We start from the raw sequence: 17,529 nt of genomic DNA, 5'->3' as shown, positions 1-17,529 counted from the left end.
TCAAGTACGCCGACCTTGGAGGAAGCCTCCCGTGCCACATCACACCGACGCCCAGTACGCGGAAATGTTCAGAGGTCTGACCAAAGGCGCACCGATTCCCCAGCGCATCACAGACCCTGATACCGGGGAAAGTCGACACAATCCCCTTTCCATCGCGGTAGAGACCTGGAAGAGAAAAGGCCGAAAAGGAGGGCGAGCGACTGAACCGAGCGCTGAACTGCTCAAAGCGATGAAAGATTACGACGCAAAACTGGTCCCCGCGCAGAGCCAGGACGGAAAGTGGAGACTTACTTCCAGGGGTTGCACGCAACGGGACGACGCCAAGTATGCAGCCGGGCTCAGAGTCTGGAATGAAAATAAATCCGACCTGCCCACTCAAAACGAATACGTACTTTTGCCCGAGACGGGCGAAAGGGTCAACGTCGGCCTGATGGTTCACGCCTTGCGGTACAAAGGGTGGGGAGATAAGCCGAGTGAGGAAATGGAGGAGGAACTGAAAAAACTAGGCCTGGTCCTCACTCAGGACGGGAATAAGTGGAAAGTCACGCTCCAGGGCTATCCGAAAGAAACCACAGTCTCTTTTGACGCTCCTGGGCTGACCGTGCCCGCGAGTATGACGCAGAACAACCCTTCCGCCGGATTCGCACAGTTCCCCTCGGGGCAGCAGGACACCGTGGCACAGATGCCCGACAATAGCATGGGGCACACGGCCTCCGCGGCGCAGACGCCCACCGATGCCTGGGCGGGCTTCACGGCGGCACAGATACTTTTCGACATGGAGCAGCTGCAAAAGGCTGCCTTTGACATCTACACCAACTACCGGCAGGCAATTCCCTACCTGCTGCCGGAGCGGCCCTCGCCAGGAATGAGGATCGCGGTAAACGTGCAGACGGTGACACTGGAATCGGAAGCAGACCTCGACACAGAAGCAGACCTCGACGTAATCGTGATCAACATCGGCGACACGGCCACGCAGCCGGCGCCGTACTCCGAGGAAGAAATGCAGCTCCTCATCGATCCCGACCTGGATTTCTTCGACAACCCCGAGCTGAGCCAGAAACTAGACGATGAACTCAGGAAGCAGCACTGCGGTGAAGCGGAAATAACTTGGGCCAACACCGCGCTGGATCTGTTCTACAGGGTAGACCCTCTCCCCGCTGCCAACACAGCCTCCGGCCTGCGCAACCCTACCGCCTTCTACGCCCTGACCCATACCCCCCCGCCAGGCAACCCCTACTCGACCCATCCTTCCGCCCCCTCGGCACAGCACCCATACTGGACACAGGCGGGAAACACACTCCATAGAGGACCCGGACTCTGAAAAGGCCGGACACGACGGAATTCACGACTGTGGCAGAGACCGCTGCACGAGCGCCTTCCCCAGAACTTCCGCAGCCGCTGACCATCCGGGGCTCCTGAACGGGGTCCGCCAAGCGAGCGTGCGGCTGGGATGGTTCGGGTTACTGGCGGGCTGCCGACAGGCAGCCGTCGAAGGTGATGTCGAAGGCGTTCAGGGCGGCCTTCCAGCGCATGGTTCAGCGGGCCTGGTCCCAGGGCATTGCATGAAGCGGATCCGTCCGGTTCATACGCCTTGTCGGTGACGTCGCGTCATGTTCCGCTCCGGGGTCGGGAAGCAGCGCGGGCACTGCGCCGGTGACCATGTGGTCGTCGAGACCCATGGGGACCGAACGAGACCGTGCCTGCCCCTGCGTCATGTCCCATGTCCCATGCCCGTCGCGTTGGAGCGCCTGGCCCACGCTCCTTCTTCCGCACCCCTCACCGACGCAGCCGGTCTGCGTCCCTTCCTGGACGTGGTGCCCGGCCCGCGGGACCGCAGGGGCCGCCTGTGTCCGCTGTCGGCGCTGCTGGCGGCGGCAGCGGCTACCGTGCCGGCCGGCGCACGCTCCCCGGCCGCGATCGGTGAGTGGATCACGGACGCACCACGCTGGGCCGGGGGCACCCTCGGCTTCGCTCCGGCTCCCCCTGACCGGGCAGGTGGTGGTCGCGCACCCGGCGACAGCGCGCCGACTGCTCGCCCTGCTGGACGGCGACGCGCCGGATGCTGCGACAGGCGCCTTCCTGTCCGCACGGACAGCCCGCACCCGGGAACCGGACGCGCTGCGGCCGGTCGCGGTGGGCGGCAAGACCGCCCGCGGCTCACGCACCCGGACCACCGTGGCGGTCTCGCCGCTGGCCGCGGCGGCGCACAGCGGAGAGGTCCTCGCCCAGCGCCAGGGCGCCAGGGCACCGACAAGAGCAACGAAATCCTCTTTCGCACCGCTGCCGAACGATGCCGACCTCGCCCATGCCGTGATCACGACGGACGCCCTGCACACCCAGCACGGCCACGGCACCCACCCACGTTCGCGAGGAGCCCACTACATCGCCGTCGTGGAGTCGAACTGCCCGTTCACTCCGGACAGTCGCACGGTGGCCTTCCGGTCGAGCGGGGAACGGTCGCCGGCGGACGGTGCACTCGCGGGAGCGGAACCCACGCGCTCAGCCGCAGAGATCCCCTCCACCGCACAACGGGACGCCATCCCGATGTCGGCCACCGCGGGGCTCGCCGTCTGTCGCCGGGTGAACCGTCCGCTTCTCTCCTCCGTAGTGCCTGCGCAAGCTCCACGTGATGTCCCCATTCACACGCTCCGGGAAAGAGGCGTATTCAATGAAGCGTCGCGCATCCGTACTGCTGGTTCCGCTCCTGGTCGCTGTCAGCGCCACGGGCACCGCCCTGGCTTACGCAGGCGACCACTCCGGCGGTCAGGGGACCAGGACAACGCAGGCAGCCGGTGCCGGCGAGTACGCCGTCACGCTGCAGAGCGGAACCAGCGGGGCCGTATGGAAGGGAGATTCGGCCACCGCCGACAGCTTGGTCACGACCACCGGCTTCTGCACCTGCTATTTCATCGGCGGCTGACCTGGAAGCCCGTACCGTGTCGAGCGCCTCCTGCTCGGCACCCCGGTAGTGCCGGTACGGGAGGCGACTGTCCGGGCCGTGCCCGGGTTGCCGGCCGGGCGCGTTCCGTGGGCTTTCCGCCGTCCCCGGCAGCGGCGCGTGCCACCGCCGAAGCGGTCAGCCCACGGCCGGCCGGCAGCCCCCCGCCGTCCCGCCAGTCGCAGCGTTCGCGGTCGTCGGCCGTGGGCCGTGGGCGCGAAGGAAGCGACCGACTAATAAACCACCTGCACGAATCCGTGACGCTGCCATTCCAGTATCTGCTCCAGTAAGTCATCGTAGACCGTGGAGAATTCGTCATCCCAAGCCGCACAGAGCGCGGATGAGGCGGCTGTGGGATCTCCTGAACTCCGCATCAGAGATATCCACATGGCAGTACTGGGGGGAGGGAACCTCCCTTCGGCTTGATCAGAGGCCAGGGCCAGAACCAGCTCGCCGCTGTGCAGCACGCGGGCTTTCACTTCAGGTTTTGGATACGCTTGCACGACTTGCCTTTCACCTTGCAGTCCCATGGGCCTGAGCTGAGTGACGTGCTGCTCCCGAGCGACGGCACCTCCGCCACAGCTGCGTCTGCACAACGGCTGCTGAAGGCGCACGGTTCACATCTCACCGGACGGTCGGGCGCGGATCGGCGAACCCACGGGGAGTGAGGCCCGTCCTACTGAGTGAACCGTTGTGGAGCGAGGGCCGTAGAGGGAGCAAGTCAGCCGACCCTGGAGGGGGCCTTCCGTGCAGAAACACTCCGACTCCCACTACACGACCGCGCCCGACGAGCGCGTACCAGGCGACCGGCCCGCCCGGTACGCCGAGGGCCTGGGGCCGGGAGAGCCGGGTCAGTGAGCCGTCTCATAGAGAAATGCGTCTCCTACACACGGGCGCGTGACGCCAGGAACGCCGGCCTCTACCCGTACTTCCTCAATTTCGACGCGCGCGACGCGGGCGTCGCCCGCACGGCGGACGGGCGCGAGGTCGTCATGTGCGGCTCCAACGACTACCTGGGCCTCAGCACCGACCCGCGGGTCGTCGCGGCCGCCGCCGGGGCTTCGGCCAGGTACGGCGCCGGATGCACCGGCTCGCGCTTCCTCAACGGCAACCTCGACCTGCACGACCGCCTGGAACAGGAGCTCGCCGACTTCTTCGGCAAACCCGCCGCGCTGGTGCTGACCACCGGTTACCAGGCCAACCTCGGGGCCGTCGCCGGGTTGTGCGGCCCGGGTGACCTGATCCTCATCGACAAGGAGGCCCACGCCTCCCTGATCGACGCCGCCCGGCTCAGCCGCGCCAAGATCCAGTGGTTCGCGCACAACGACACCGCCGACCTCGCCGGCAAGCTGCGGCGCACCGCTCACCGCGGCGGGGTACTGGTCATCGCCGACGGCGTCTACAGCATGGCGGGCGATCTGTGTCCGCTGCCCGAACTCGTCGACGTCTGCGACCGGTTCGGCGCCACCCTGCTCATCGACGACGCCCATGGCGCGGGTGTCCTCGACAAGGGCCGCGGCACCTGCTCCCACTTCGGCCTCACCGCCGAGGTCCCGCTGATCACGCTCACCTTCTCCAAGGCCTTCGGCTCCATCGGCGGTGCGGTCCTGGGCGACGAGGAGGTCATCGACTACCTCCGCCACACCGCCCGCGCGCTGATCTTCTCCGCGGGTGCCGGCCCCGCCGACACCGCCGCCGCGCTGGAGTCCCTGCGCATCCTGCGCGACGAGCCCTGGCGGTGCACGGCCGTCGCCGACAACGCCGCGTACATGCGCCGCGAGCTGACCGCGCTGGGCTACCGGGTCGGGGCCGGCACCACCCCCATCGTACCCGTGGACACCGGCGACGACACGGCCACCATGCGCGCGTGGAACCTGCTGCTCGAAGAGGGGGTCTACGTCAACGCCGTGCTGCCTCCGGCCGCCTCGCCCCGGCTGCGCACCAGCTACACGGCCGTGCAGACGCGGGAACACCTCGACCGCGCGGTAGCCGGCTTCGCGGCGGTGCGGGAGCGGGTGCTGGGAGGGCCGTGACGGCATGAGGGGGGTCCGGCGCGGTGAGGCCGCCGGGCCGGGATGAGGCCGCCCGGCGGAGCCGGCCCGGCAGGACCCGCGTTCCGTGACCCGACCACCCGTCACCCGAGCCGGACACGGCCGGTCCGCCCGTGGTCGGCCCGCGCGCCGCGGTCGGTCCCTCCGTGGTCGGTCCCTCCGTGGTCGGTCCCTCCGTGGTCACACCGCGCGCCGCGACCGATCCGTCCACTGCTCAGGGCCGTACCCGGTCCGCCTGCCGCAGCCGTCCCCACACCACGGCCAGGGCCAGGGCCACAGCGACAGCCAGGGCCACGACCACAACCACGACCACAGCCACAGCCACAGCCACAGCCAGGGTCACGACCACAACCACGACCAGGAGTCACCGCCATGCCCACCGCCCTCGTCACCGGAGCCACCGCCGGACTGGGGAGTGCCTTCGCCCGTCGTCTCGCGGCCCAGGGCCACGACCTCGTCCTTGTCGCGCGTTCCGAGGCCGCTCTCAAGGAACGCGCCGAGGAACTGCGTGAGCGGGGAGTCCAGGTCGAGACCATCCCGGCCGACCTGACCAGTGACGAGGGCTGCGACGCGGTCACCGAGCGCCTCAAGGCGGCGCCCGCCGTCGACCTGCTCGTCAACAACGCCGGCATCGGCCACGAACGGCCCTTCCTGACCACCGGCATCGCTGCCGAGGAGCGCCTGCTCGACCTCAACGTCCGAGCCGTCCTGCGGCTGACGGACGCCGCCCTGACCGCGATGACCGGGCGCGGGGAAGGGGCGATCCTCAATGTGGCCAGTGTCGCGGGGCTCGGCCCGGCCTGGCTCAGCTCCACCTACCCGGCCAGCAAGGCGTGGATCATCGCCTTCACCGAGTCCCTCGCCTCCTCGCACCAGGTCAGATCGGCCGGCGTGCGCATGACGGTCCTGCTGCCCGGCTACACCCGCACGGAGTTCCACCAGCGCGCGGGAATCCCCACCACGTTCCCGCCGTCCTGGCTGTGGCTGAACGCCGACGACGTGGTCCGTGCCGCCCTGGCGGACCTCGGGAAGGGCAGGGTCGTCAGCATCCCCAGCCTCCGCTACAAGATCGCCGCGTGGGGCCTGCGCCATCTGCCGCGCGGCCTCTCGCGCACCGTCGCCTGGGACATCAGCAAGCCGGCTCACTGACCGGTCCCCGGCACCGCCTCCGGGCGACGGGACGGCCCGGTCCCCGCCGAGCACCGGCCCGGACCGGAGCCCCGCGCCGAGCCCCGGACCGGAGCCCCGCGCCGAGCCCCGGACCGGAACCCCGCGCCGAGCCCCGTGCCAAGCCCCCGCGCCGCGCCCCCGCGCCGGGGACGTCCCGCTGATCCGGCTCACCGGTCCCGCACCGCGCGGACCACCTCCGTCGCCACCGCAGCCCGGGGGCGGCTGTCCGGCGGGCGGCGGCAGGGGTGGACCGTGTTGGCGAGCAGCACCACGAAGGTGTCCGTCGCCCGGTCGATGACCAGGCTCGTGCCGGTGAAGCCGGTGTGGCCGGCCGCCCCGCGCCCGGCCAGTTCCCCCATGAACCACGGCTGGTCGAGGGCGAAGCCCAGGCCCGGCGGGGCGAGCAGCAGCTCCGTGAAGCCGGTGCCGAGGACGCGGGCCGGCCCGTAGGAGCCGCCGGACAGCAGCGCCCGGCAGAACACCGACAGGTCCCGTGCGGTCGAGAACAGCCCGGCGTGGCCGGCCACCCCGCCCAGCGCCCAGGCGTTCTCGTCGTGCACGACCCCCCGCAGCATGCCCCGGTCCGCCTTGGCCCACGGCCGCCGCTGGTCCTCGGTGGCCGCCGCCCCCGGGCACGGCCCGAAGCGGGTGGCCGTCATGCCCAGCGGCCTGGTGATGCCCTCGTGGACCAGGACGTCCAGCGTGCGGCCGGTGATCCGCTCCAGGACCTGCTGGAGCAGCAGCATGTTCACGTCGGAGTAGCGGTACGTCCCGATCCGCCCGGCCGGTGCCTCGGCGCGGAGCCTCGCGAGCCGTTCCGCGCCGTCGGCGCAGTCGTACAGCGGCAGTTCGGGCCGCAGGCCGGAGGTGTGGGTGAGCAGATGCCGCACGGTGAGGCGGTGCACGGCGGCGGCGCGGAAGTCGGGCAGGTACGCGCCGACCTCGGCGTCGAGGCCGAGCGTGCGCCGCTCGATCTGCTGGACGGCGGCGACCGCCGTGAACAGCTTGGTGAGGGAGGCCAGGTCGAACGGGGTGGCGGGGGTCGCCGGCACCCGGGAGGAGACCGGCAGTTCCACACCCGTACCGCACTGGGCGTCGTACGCCGCGTAGCGCACGGCCCAGCCCGCCGCCTCCTCGACGGCGAGCACGGGTCCGCGCCCGACGGCCACCACGGCCCCGGCCGCCCAGGGGCGTTCCCCGGCGGTGAGGTCCCGGACCCGCCGGACCAGCCGGCGCAGCCGGTCCGGGTCGAGTCCGGCCCGTTCCGGCGCGTCGCTGCGCAGTCTCGGTGCGCTCAGCTTCCCTCCCCCTCCCCCTCCGCTCCCGCGCGTGCCGTCGCGGCCTTCCAGGGACGGCACATTCCCGTGAAGCAGGCCAGCGCCACCAGGGCCGCGGCCAGTTGGACGACGGCCATCGGGACGGCGGTGTCCTCGCCGGCGACGCCGACCAGCGGGGAGGCGAGCGCGCCGATCAGGAAGGTGGACGTACCGAGCAGCGCGGAGGCCGATCCGGCGGCCCGCCGCACCCGCATCAGGGCCAGGGCCTGGGTGTTGGGCATGGCGATGCCCATCGCGGACATCAGCACGAACAGGGTGGCGGCGACCGGCACCAGTCCGACGTCGCCGAAGACCCCGAGGGACATCAGCAGCAGCGCGGTCGCGGCGGCGGTGACGACGGCGAGGCCGGTGGCCAGCACCCGCTCCAAGGGGACGCGGCCGACGAGCACCTTGCCGTTGATCTGGCCGACGACGACGAGGCCGACCGAGTTGAGGCCGAACAGCAGGCTGAAGGTCTGCGGGGAGGCCCCGTAGATCTCCTGGACGACGAACGGGGAGGCGGAGACGTAGGCGAACAGCGCGGCGAAGGTGAAGCCGCCCGCGAGCATGTACCCGGTGAACACCCGGTCGGCGAGGTGGCCCCGCATCGACCGCAGGGCCTCGCCGGTCCCGCCGCCGTGCCGCTCGGCGGCCGGCAGGGTCTCCGGCAGCCTGGCCCAGACGACGGCGCCGAGCGCCACCCCGACGACGGCGAGCACCGCGAACACGCCCCGCCAGTCGGTGAACCGCAGCACCTGGCCGCCGATCAGCGGCGCGGCGATCGGCGCCACCCCGGAGACGAGCATGAGGGTGGAGAAGAACCGGGCCATGGCGACGCCGTCGTACAGGTCGCGGACGACGGCCCGGGCGATGACGATGCCGGCGGCGCCCGCGAGTCCCTGCGCCAGCCGGAAGGCGACGAGGAGTCCGAGGGTGGGCGCCAGGGCGCACAGGACGGTGGCGACGACGTAGACGGCGAGGCCGGCCAGCAGCGGGCGGCGGCGGCCCAGCCGGTCGCTGAGCGGGCCGATGGCCAGCTGGCCCAGCGCCATGCCGGCCAGGCAGGCGGTCAGGGTGAGCTGCACGGTCGCGGCCGACGCGTGCAGGGCGTCGGTGACCTCCGGGAGCGCCGGGAGGTACATGTCCAGCGCCAGCGACGGCGTCGCGGTCAGACCGCCGAGGACGAGTACGACGAGCAGACCGGTCCGGCCGGCCGCGCGCGGCGACGGCGCGTCCGGTGCCGCGCCCGATGTCGTACCCGGTACCGCGCCCGGTACCGCGCCCGGTGCCGCGCCCGGTGCCGTGCGCGATGTCGTGCGCGATGTCGTGTGTGGCGCGGACACCCCTTGGTCGGCCATGCGCCCCCTCCCTCTGTGACGGATCCGCCGCCTATGCTCTCAGCTCGAACGATCAGCTTGTACGACAAATTCGGTGAGGGTGGGCACGGGTGGCCGAACAGAAGGTGCGCTGGGGCATTCTGGCGACCGGCGGAATGGCGGCGAGGTTCACGGCGGACCTGGTGGACCTGCCGGACGCGGAGGTCGTGGCGGTGGCGTCGCGGACCGAGGCGTCGGCGACGGCGTTCGCGGAGCGGTTCGGGATCGCGCGGGCGTACGGCGGCTGGGAGGCGCTGGCGCACGACGAGGACGTCGACGTGGTGTACGTCGCCACCCCGCACTCCTCGCACCGCGCGGCGGCCGGTCTCTGCCTGGAGGCGGGCCGGGGCGTGCTGTGCGAGAAGCCGTTCACGCTGAACGCGCGGGAGGCGGCGGAACTGGTCGCCCTGGCCCGCGAGCGCGGCGCCTTCCTGATGGAGGCGATGTGGATGTACTGCAATCCGCTGGTGCGGCGGCTGAAGGCGCTGGTCGACGACGGCGCGATCGGCGAGGTGCGCACCGTCCAGGCGGACTTCGGGCTGGCGGGCCCCTTCCCGCCCGCCCACCGGCTGCGCGACCCGGCACAGGGCGGCGGCGCGCTGCTCGACCTCGGCGTCTACCCGGTCTCCTTCGCCCAGTTGCTGCTCGGGGAGCCGTCGCGGGTGACGGCGAGCGCGACGCTCTCACAGGAGGGCGTCGACCTCCAGACGGGCGCGCTGCTCTCGTGGGACGACGGCGCCCTGGGCCTGCTGCACTGCTCCATCGTCGGCGGTACGGCCAACTCCGCCTCGATCACCGGTTCGGCGGGCCGCATCGACGTCCCGGACGGCTTCTTCTTCCCCACCCGCTTCGTGCTGCACCGGGACGGCCGCGACCCCGAGGAGTTCACGGCCGACCCGGCCGACGGCCCGCGGGCCAGCCTCGCCCACGAGGCCCGGGAGGTGATGCGCGCCCTGCGCGCCGGGGAGACCGAGTCCCCGCTGCTCCCGCTGGACGGCACCCTGGCGGTGATGCGGACGCTCGACGCGGTCCGGGAGCGGGTGGGCGTGCGCTACCCGGGTGAGGAGCCGGTGGCCACCCCCGGGTGACCGCGCCGGGACCGCCGTCACGGCCGAGCGGATCTACACAAGCGGAGCCATGGAGTCCGCAGTACCGCGGCCCGTGACCGGCTTATACTCGACTCTCCTTCACCGAAACTCCACAATCGGAGCGCCGGTGGGCATGTGTCGTCGGCGGACCGTCCTGAGGGGGGAGCAGCCGTTCCGCGGTACCGGCAGGGGGTGTGCCCGCGCAGGCTCGCGCGAGGTGCACGCCGGTACCCGGAACGGCTGCCACATGCCCCGGCTTCCGGGCGTCAGCCCCCCGGGATCCGCTCCACCTCGGCCGTCTCCGCCTCGCCCAGCGGCCCCTTCCCCGCCCAGCGGCCCCTTCGCCATCGCGCCCGCGTTCTCCCCGGCCTGCGCCACCGACCGGAACCCGGGGACGGGGACGGTGCGCGGACCGCCGTTTCCGCAGATCCTCTCCATGGGCGGGACGCCAGGAGTCAAAGCGCGCGCGAAGGCGACCCCCGCCCGCGGTCTTCGCCGTTACGCCTGCCCGGTCTCGAAGCGGGTGATCCTCCCGTCGTCGTCCACGGTGAACACCCACCGGGTGCGCATCTCGCCCCAGGTGTCGTTGCGGTGGCGGGCGACGAGGGCCCGGCCGCCCCGGGACTCGTTGTCGACCTCCAGACGACCGTGGGAGGAGAAGATCTCCCGGTCGATCCAGTCGTCGAGGTCCCGGTCGGTCCCGTCGTCGGACATGGTGGCGTCGGGCGCGAGCACCGCGAGGAAGGCCTCGCGGTCATGGGCGTTCACGGCGGCGACGAAGGCACGGACGGCCGGGTCGCTCAGTCGGGTCGTCTGGATCGTCATGGCGGCCAGCCTCACACCGCCCGTGTCCCCCCGCCACCCGAACGGCGCCCGGGGGCGGGCCCGCCGGGCGCGTGAGGTGCGACGGTGGGAGCGGGAGACCTGGGGGAGCAGGAGGCCCGGGGTGCTGCCGCTCGACGAAGGAGTCCACCATGACCTGCTGTTATGACCGGCGTGACGTCGGTCTGCTGCTGCTCCGGCTGGGGACCGGCGGGGTGCTGGCCGCGCACGGTGCGCAGAAGCTGCTCGGCTGGTTCGGGGGCGGCGGGATCGAGGGGACCGGCCGGGCCATGGAGGCCATGGGCTACGTCCCGGGGAAGCGGAGCGCGACGATGGCGGGGCTGGCGGAGGCGGGCGGCGGGCTGCTGCTGGCGATGGGGCTGGCCACCCCGGCGGCCGGCGCGGCGGCGGCCGGCGCGATGGCGGGCGCGGCGGCGGTGCACGCCCCGAACGGCTTCTTCGCCCAGGGCGGCGGCTACGAGTACGCCGCCTCGCTGGGCCTGACGGCGGCCGGTCTCGCGGTCACCGGCCCCGGCCGCCTCTCCCTCGACGCCGCCCTCGGGCACGCGGTGAACCGGAACTGGATGGTGCCGGTGGCCTTCGCGGTGACGGCCGCGGCGACGGCGGTGGTGGTCGGCGGGCGCAACCGGCGGATGCGGCGGGCGTCGGAGGGCGAACAGGAACCGCTGTTCGACTGAGGCGGTCTGGCAGGCTGCTCGGCATGACCGACGAGCGCACCGACCTCTTCTCCGTCATCGACGACCTGTGGCGCCGGCTGGAGACCGACCAGCCCGAGCGAGCCGGCCGGGAGGGCCTGCTGCTGCGCCTGCTGAAACTCTCCGAGGAGGTCGGCGAGGTCGCCGAGGCGGTGATCGGCGCGACCGGCCAGAACCCGCGCAAGGGCGTCTCCCACACCTGGGACGACGTCGAGGCGGAGCTGTGCGACGTGGCCATCACGGCCCTGGTGGCGCTGCGCACCTTGACGCCGGAGGCCCGGCGGGTCTTCGCAGGCCATCTGGAACGGGTGGCGGCACGGTCGCACACCGCCCGGTGATCCATGGGGGAACGCGGCGGGCCCCCGGGGCCGCCACCTGATGCGTACGCCGGTTCCAGCGCGGATGATCGTTCCTCATCCCAAGAGGTGACCGAACACCGCGTCCCCGACCCGCCGGCCGGCGGCCTCGGTGACCCGCCGCGCGGGAAGCGCGCCCGAGGACTTCACGGTCGTGGGCCCAGGACTCGGCAGTGTCGAGGGCGGGCGGCTTTTTGACGAAGGCGTGCGGGTCGCCGAGCTTCTTCTCCCGGAAGAGCAGACAGCCGACCAGAACGTCCGCGACGACCGTCCGCCCGTCGACCGCGACATCGGCGCGGACCGTGCGGTCGGCCCGGTCCTTGGTCGCGGTCACGTCGAACAGCCGGGTCGGCGACGCGGCCGTCTCCGCGGCACGTCGGACGGGCGCGTGTCCTTCACGGTGCCCGCACCGGCCTCGGCGACAAGCTGTCGGCAACACCGTTGCCGTCGGTGACACGGCTCGCTATGTTAATGGAAAATCACGTCTGTGCGGCGTAGGCGAGACACGCCTGACCGCGTAAACAGCAAGTCTGCGAGCGTACCTGGAACCGTGTGGCCCACAAGGGAAGCAGGTAAGTCAATGGAGAACCTCAGCAGACGAAAGGCCCTGTCACTCGGTGTGGCACTCGGCCTGGTGGGCGTGGCGAACCCCGTCCGGGCCTGGGCGTCGACGGGATCGGCGACCGGAGCCGCCGCGGGGACCGGTCCGGAGTGGATCTGGGACGACGCGGCGGACCCCCTGATGGCCTCGATGCTCGAGAACGGACACGTTCCGGCGATCAACACCGCCTGGGCGTCGTGGGTGAGGAACGACGACCCGCTGCCCGGCGGCCTGCCGGCCGACTTCACCGCGTACCTGAAGCAGGTCAACCGGCTGCCCGCGTGGGCCGATGCCGCCAAGCTGACCCGCGCCGCCGACTTCAACCGGCGCAGGGACACGTACCTGTTCATGCTGTACGGCCTCGGCAGCGGCATCATGAGCACGGTGATCCCGCGCGAGGCCAAGAGCGTCTACTGGTCCGCGGGCGGGGCGAACATGCAGGACCGCGCGGCCAAGACGTTCACGTTCGGCTACGACCTGTCCGAGCGGGGCGCCTTCGAGCCGACGGGGCAGTTCCTCGTCACCGCCAACAAGACGCGCGTGGTGCACGCCGCGGTGCGTCACCTGCTGCCGCAGTCGCCGCACTGGCGGGCGGTCGCCGACGAGACGATCCCGATCAGCGCCGCCGACATCCTGGTCACCTTCCACAGCCTCGGCACCTACGTGCACCGCAAGCTGCTCGACTGGAGGATCCCGTACCCGGCCGCGGACCAGGAGGCCTTCCTGCACTCGTGGCAGGTCGCCGTCCACCTGCTCGGTGTGCCCCACGAGCACATCCCCCAGACCTGGGCGGAAGCCGAGCAGCAGTCGGCGCGGGTGCTCACCCCGATCCTCACCCCGTCGACCGAGGGCATCGCGCTGGCCGAGGATCTGCTCGGCCTGACCGCCCAGGTCGACCTCGGTGTCACGCGCGGGTTCCTGAACGAGTTCGTGCGCTACGTCCTGAGCGACGAGGTCGGCGACTGGCTGGGGCTGAAGCGCGACTACGCGGCGGCGGCCCTGGTCCGCACCGGGTGGCCGGCGTTCATCCTGTTCCGTGAGGGCCTGTCGCCCGTCATGCCCGGCACCTTCTACCTGTTCGACCAGTTCGTGCGCGCCCTGGCCATGCTGTTCCTCAACAAGGGCTCCTCCGCGACCGCCACTCCCATCACGATCCCCACCGGGAACAGGCCGGGCTGAGCCGCCGGTCCGGTCCCACCCGCACCCGCCCCTGGGCGGACGGGCCGAGGGGCGGGTGTCCGGGTGGCGGCGGCAACGGTCGGACAGGCCCCAGCCGCCTCAGGGCGCGAAACCTCGCCACCGCCGGGTTCCGAGGGCCGTTCACAGCCCCAGCGCACCCACGACCAGAGCGGTCACGGCCGCGCGGTGGCCGGGGCTGTCCCGCCACCGCAGCCTGCGCCCCGCCTCGACCGCCACGCCGAACCCGGCGTGCACCAGCACCCGGGCCTGACGCGGGTCCAGCTCCGGACGGGCCAGCCGCAACTGCTGCTCCCAGACGGCGATGTGCTCCCGCTGCGCGAGGACCACGGGCCGCCGCAGGTCGGCCGGCAGACCGGCCAGCTCGGCCTCGGCGACGCTGTTGAGCTCGGTGTACTCGAAGCTGTAGGCGACATACGTGGCGGCCAGCGCGACCACGGCGTCGTGCGGGCCGGTCACCTCGTGCAGAGTGCGCTCCACCCCCTGGGCCAGCAGCCCCGCCGCCTGGAGGCAGGCCGCCGCCAGGATGTCGATCTTGCCGGGGTAGTGGCGGTAGAGCGCGGACGGGGTCAGGCCCACCGCCCGGGCGATCTGTCCGTTGGTGACGCTGGCGAATCCGTGCCGGGCAAACAGCGGGACGGAGGCCGCGAGGATCTCCGCGCGCCGGGTGCGCGGCACCGGCCGCGGGGGCAGCTCCACGGGGCGCCCGCCCCGCCGGTCCGCCGCCGGGTCGGTCGCGGCCACGCGCAGCGCGGACGCCAGCAGCAGGTCCTCGGCCCGGCGTCCGGCGATGGAGGTGCGGTGCATCGTGATGGACCCGATCGCACCGAGGGCCGCCACGGCCCGCAGGCGCTCGTCGGGCAGGGGGTGTTCGCGCTGTACCGCCTCGTCGACCCGTTGGGCGAGGCGGCCGAACTTGATCCCGAGACGCCGTCGGTCCTCGCGGTCGAGGTACCGCGCCTCCCACCGGTACACGCCGCCCGACGCGCGGTGGGCGACGGTGACCCGGGTGACGGCGGTGAGCACGTCCGCCAGGGGCGCCCCGGAGGGCACCTCGTCGAGCGCGGCGACCAGTCCGTCCACCATGACGTGGGCGCACGCGGCGAACAGCGCGTACTTGTTGGGGAAGTGCCGGTACAGGGCGGTCGCGGTGATGCCGACGCCGGCGGCGACCTCCTCCATGGACGCCTTGTGGTACCCGCGCTCGCTGAAGACCCGGCCGGCCGCCTCGACGATGAGCTGCTTGCGGTTGCGGGGCCGGGTGCCCGCGGCCGAACGGGCGGACGGGGAGCCGGGAGCCATGCGGAGCAGTCAACCACACGCCGCCGGACCGCCCGGCTGCCCCGGCACGGCGACCGGCCGGCCGGCACCCCGGCGCCGGCCGGCCGGTCGGCCGAGGAAACCGGCCGGTCAGTCGAAGGTGAGGACCGGCTTGACCACGCTGCCGTCCTCCATGGCGGCCACCGCCGCGCCGATCTCCTCGAACGGGAACGTGGTGACCAGCCGGTCGAGCGGGAAGAGGCCGCGCCGGTACAGGCCGATCAGCTCGGGCAGGAAGCGGCCGGGGTCGGAGTCCCCCTCGGTCACCCCGTGGACGCGGACGCCCTTGGCGAGCAGGCCCATCACGTCGAACGTCACCTCGCCGCCGAGGCCGAGCAGGGCGAGTTCGCCGCGCGGGCGCAGCGCGCCGACGGCCCGGCGGGCCATCTCCGGGCGGCCGGTGGTCTCGACTACGTGGTGCGCCCCGCCGCCGGTGAGGTCGCGCAGCGCCGCCACCAGACCGTCCCCGGGGGGCAGGGCCGCCTCGGCGCCGAGTTTGGTGGCCAGGGCACGGCGGGAGGCGACCGGGTCGACGGCCACCACCGGGTCGCAGCCCACGGCCACCGCGGCCATCAGCGCGCTCAGTCCGACCCCGCCCGCGCCCAGGACGACCAGCGAGGAGCCCGGTTCGGGGCGCAGCCGGTTGAGCACGGTGCCCGCGCCCGTCTGACCGCCGCAGCCCAGCGGCGCGGTGACCGCGGCCGGCAGGTCGGCGGGCACCTTGACCACGCCGCGCTCGTGGACGACGGCGTGCGTGGCGAAGCTGGACTGACCGAAGAAGCCGGCGTGCAGCGGTGTGCCGTCCAGGGAGAGCGGAGTGGTGCCGTCGCCGCGGCCTCCGGAGAAGTTCAGGGCCCGCGCGGCGTGGCAGTAGGCCGGGTGGCCCGCCGCGCACTGCTCGCAGGCGCCGCAGCTGGCGAAGGTGAGGCATACGTGGTCCCCCGGCGCGACGCCGGTCACCTCCGCGCCCACCGCCTCGACCCGGCCGGCGCCCTCGTGGCCGAAGACCATCGGGGTCAGCCGCCGGGGCCAGGTGTCCCGCATCCCCAGGTCGGTGTGGCAGATGCCGGCCGCGGTGATCCGCACCAGCACCTCGCGCGGCCGCGGGTCCTCGAGATCGGCGTCCCGGACGGTGAACGGGGCGCCCGGTGTCCCGGTGACGGCGGCGCGGACGTGTCTCACGCGCCCTCTTCGGAAGCCTCCCGCGGCGCCTTCCACAGCGCCTCCCGCGGGGGGACGCGGTCGAGGAAGAAGTAGTAGTAGGGGCCGTCGGAGGGGACGCCCTTGGCGTTCATGATCCCCATGAGAGTGGTGTCGTCGACCCGCTTGAAGTGGTCGAGGACCGGCTGGCCGTCGTAGACCATCGTCGCCGTCGACTCACCGCGGAACTCGACGGTCCACAGGCTGGCCTCGCCCTTGCCGAGCTCGGTGTCGGAGTACAGCTCGCCCTGCTCGTCCCGGCACAGCAACGGCTTGACGTCGTGCACGGAGACGAACGTCTTGCCGTACCAGCCGGCCTTCGCCAGCATGCCGTTGAGCGGGTGGCCGGTCCGGAACTCGCCGCCCTTCCACTCCCCGAGGATCTCCTCGGGGCGGACGGTGGTCAGCGCCTCCCAGATCCGGTCGAGGTCGCGGGGGTCGACCGGGCCGTCGTGCGCGCGCAGCTCCCGGAACCGGGCGCGGGCCTCTGGCACGTCCATGGGGGTGTCCTCTCTCGGTACGGAAACTCGTCGGAACGGGAACTCGTCGGTACGGGAACTCGTCGGTGCGGGAACGCGTCGGAACGGGAACCGTGGCAGTGGAACGTCAGGAGGGCGCGGGTGCGGGACGCGCCGGGGACGGCCGCCCCGGGCCCCGCCGGCGGGCGCCGTACGGCGGCGGGGGGTCGCCGGTGACCGCGCCGGGGTGGCCCACGGTGCCGAGGCTCAGCAGCACGTGGCGCTCGGCGACCTCCTCCGCGGTGAGCTCGCCCTCCGCGCGGAACCAGTTGGCGACCCCCTGGCACATGACGAGCACCGAGCGCACCGCGTCGGCCGGGATCGGCGTGGTGAACACACCCTGGGCGCGGCCCGCCTCGACCGTGTCGAGCAGCATGTGTTCGAGGTAGTCGCGCAGGGCGACGTAGCGCGCCCGGTTCTGGGGCTCAAGGCTGCGTATCTCGGTGTCCAGGAAGGCCAGTTGCTGCCGGTGGGCCATGTACAGCACGATCGACTCGACCATGCCGCAGAAGCGCGCCAGCGGGTCGTCCCCGGCCTCCCCGGCCGCGGCCCGGCAGCGGTCCAGGACGTCCTTGATGGACGTCTCCAGCAGCGTGGCGAGCAGGGCCTGCTTGTTCTCGTAGTGGTAGTACAGCGCGGGCACGGTGACGCCGACCCGGCCGGCGATGTCGCGGACCGAAGTGCCGTGGTAGCCGTGTTCGTTGAAGGCCTCCATGGCGTGCGTCAGGATCGGGTGCAGGTCGAGCGGTCCGTAGGAGCGCCAGTGCTCCGCCGGTGGTGGGGTGTCCTGGCTCGGCTCGGTGTTCAACGACTCTCCTCGGGACGGGCGACGATCGGCGACATCGTACGGCCGTCGTATC

The 17,529-nt window shown here is 72.2% G+C and carries 15 protein-coding genes and 1 pseudogene; 8 read left to right on the top strand and 8 right to left on the bottom strand.

Annotation, left to right across the window (positions count from 1 at the left end):
• The first annotated feature begins 31 nt into the window (after positions 1-31).
• The 4 genes from ACY1JF_RS13645 to ACY1JF_RS13630 all read left to right on the top strand — a co-directional run bounded on the left by ACY1JF_RS13645 (position 32) and on the right by ACY1JF_RS13630 (position 6,138).
• On the top strand, positions 32-1,321 hold the full coding sequence (locus tag ACY1JF_RS13645) for a hypothetical protein (RefSeq protein WP_462705345.1): 1,290 nt from the start codon (positions 32-34) through the stop codon (positions 1,319-1,321).
• A 1,347-nt stretch (positions 1,322-2,668) separates the two neighbouring features.
• Positions 2,669-2,920: a hypothetical protein gene (locus ACY1JF_RS13640; RefSeq protein ID WP_462705344.1), complete on the top strand. Its 252-nt coding sequence runs from the start codon at positions 2,669-2,671 to the stop codon at positions 2,918-2,920.
• Positions 2,921-3,792: 872 nt separating this feature from the next.
• Positions 3,793-4,971 (top strand): aminotransferase class I/II-fold pyridoxal phosphate-dependent enzyme, encoded by a 1,179-nt coding sequence (locus tag ACY1JF_RS13635; RefSeq protein ID WP_462705343.1) that lies wholly within the window; start codon positions 3,793-3,795, stop codon positions 4,969-4,971.
• Between the two features lie 390 nt (positions 4,972-5,361).
• Positions 5,362-6,138 (top strand): SDR family NAD(P)-dependent oxidoreductase, encoded by a 777-nt coding sequence (locus tag ACY1JF_RS13630; RefSeq protein WP_462705342.1) that lies wholly within the window; start codon positions 5,362-5,364, stop codon positions 6,136-6,138.
• Positions 6,139-6,326: 188 nt separating this feature from the next.
• On the opposite strand, the gene ACY1JF_RS13625 is transcribed toward ACY1JF_RS13630, so the two are convergent.
• Both ACY1JF_RS13625 and ACY1JF_RS13620 read right to left on the bottom strand, forming a co-directional pair.
• Positions 6,327-7,517 (bottom strand): serine hydrolase domain-containing protein, encoded by a 1,191-nt coding sequence (locus ACY1JF_RS13625; RefSeq protein ID WP_462705341.1) that lies wholly within the window; start codon positions 7,515-7,517, stop codon positions 6,327-6,329.
• Positions 7,454-8,833 (bottom strand): multidrug effflux MFS transporter, encoded by a 1,380-nt coding sequence (locus ACY1JF_RS13620; RefSeq protein ID WP_462705340.1) that lies wholly within the window; start codon positions 8,831-8,833, stop codon positions 7,454-7,456. Before ACY1JF_RS13620 ends, ACY1JF_RS13625 begins: the two co-directional genes overlap by 64 nt.
• 89 nt (positions 8,834-8,922) lie before the next feature.
• On the opposite strand from ACY1JF_RS13620, the gene ACY1JF_RS13615 reads away from it, so the two are divergent.
• Positions 8,923-9,939, top strand: a complete 1,017-nt coding sequence (locus ACY1JF_RS13615) for a Gfo/Idh/MocA family protein (protein WP_462705339.1) — start codon at positions 8,923-8,925, stop codon at positions 9,937-9,939.
• A 498-nt stretch (positions 9,940-10,437) separates the two neighbouring features.
• Here ACY1JF_RS13615 and ACY1JF_RS13610 read toward each other — a convergent pair whose 3' ends face one another.
• Positions 10,438-10,764 (bottom strand): nuclear transport factor 2 family protein, encoded by a 327-nt coding sequence (locus tag ACY1JF_RS13610; protein WP_462705338.1) that lies wholly within the window; start codon positions 10,762-10,764, stop codon positions 10,438-10,440.
• A gap of 149 nt (positions 10,765-10,913) precedes the next feature.
• Between ACY1JF_RS13610 and ACY1JF_RS13605 the strand changes: the two genes are divergently transcribed.
• A complete protein-coding gene (locus ACY1JF_RS13605) occupies positions 10,914-11,459 on the top strand; it encodes a DoxX family protein (protein WP_462705337.1) in 546 nt (181 codons plus the stop codon).
• 23 nt (positions 11,460-11,482) lie between these two features.
• Entirely contained in the window at positions 11,483-11,815 is a 333-nt protein-coding gene (locus ACY1JF_RS13600; RefSeq protein ID WP_462705336.1) for a MazG-like family protein, read from the top strand.
• Between the two features lie 75 nt (positions 11,816-11,890).
• Here the strand turns inward: ACY1JF_RS13600 and ACY1JF_RS13595 are convergent.
• Positions 11,891-12,200 (bottom strand): annotated as a pseudogene (locus ACY1JF_RS13595) (DUF7873 family protein); the annotation flags it as partial.
• 213 nt (positions 12,201-12,413) lie between these two features.
• Between ACY1JF_RS13595 and ACY1JF_RS13590 the strand changes: the two are divergent.
• Positions 12,414-13,613: an oxygenase MpaB family protein gene (locus ACY1JF_RS13590; protein ID WP_462705335.1), complete on the top strand. Its 1,200-nt coding sequence runs from the start codon at positions 12,414-12,416 to the stop codon at positions 13,611-13,613.
• A gap of 141 nt (positions 13,614-13,754) precedes the next feature.
• On the opposite strand, the gene ACY1JF_RS13585 is transcribed toward ACY1JF_RS13590, so the two are convergent.
• The 4 genes from ACY1JF_RS13585 to ACY1JF_RS13570 form a co-directional block, all read right to left on the bottom strand.
• On the bottom strand, positions 13,755-14,933 hold the full coding sequence (locus ACY1JF_RS13585; protein WP_462705334.1) for a TetR/AcrR family transcriptional regulator: 1,179 nt from the start codon (positions 14,931-14,933) through the stop codon (positions 13,755-13,757).
• A 108-nt stretch (positions 14,934-15,041) separates the two neighbouring features.
• The gene (locus ACY1JF_RS13580) at positions 15,042-16,133 is read right to left on the bottom strand and encodes an NAD(P)-dependent alcohol dehydrogenase (protein WP_462705333.1); all 1,092 of its coding nucleotides are present in this window, start codon (positions 16,131-16,133) and stop codon (positions 15,042-15,044) included.
• Positions 16,130-16,651, bottom strand: coding sequence for a DUF4334 domain-containing protein (locus tag ACY1JF_RS13575; RefSeq protein ID WP_462705332.1), 522 nt, complete (start codon positions 16,649-16,651; stop codon positions 16,130-16,132). Before ACY1JF_RS13575 ends, ACY1JF_RS13580 begins: the two co-directional genes overlap by 4 nt.
• Positions 16,652-16,757: 106 nt before the next feature.
• Positions 16,758-17,477 (bottom strand): TetR/AcrR family transcriptional regulator, encoded by a 720-nt coding sequence (locus tag ACY1JF_RS13570; protein WP_462705331.1) that lies wholly within the window; start codon positions 17,475-17,477, stop codon positions 16,758-16,760.
• Positions 17,478-17,529: the final 52 nt, after the last annotated feature.

The sequence above is a fragment of the Streptomyces sp. SYSU D01066-1 genome (genome assembly GCF_054956795.1).
This window is presented reverse-complemented; position numbering and strand designations above follow the sequence as displayed.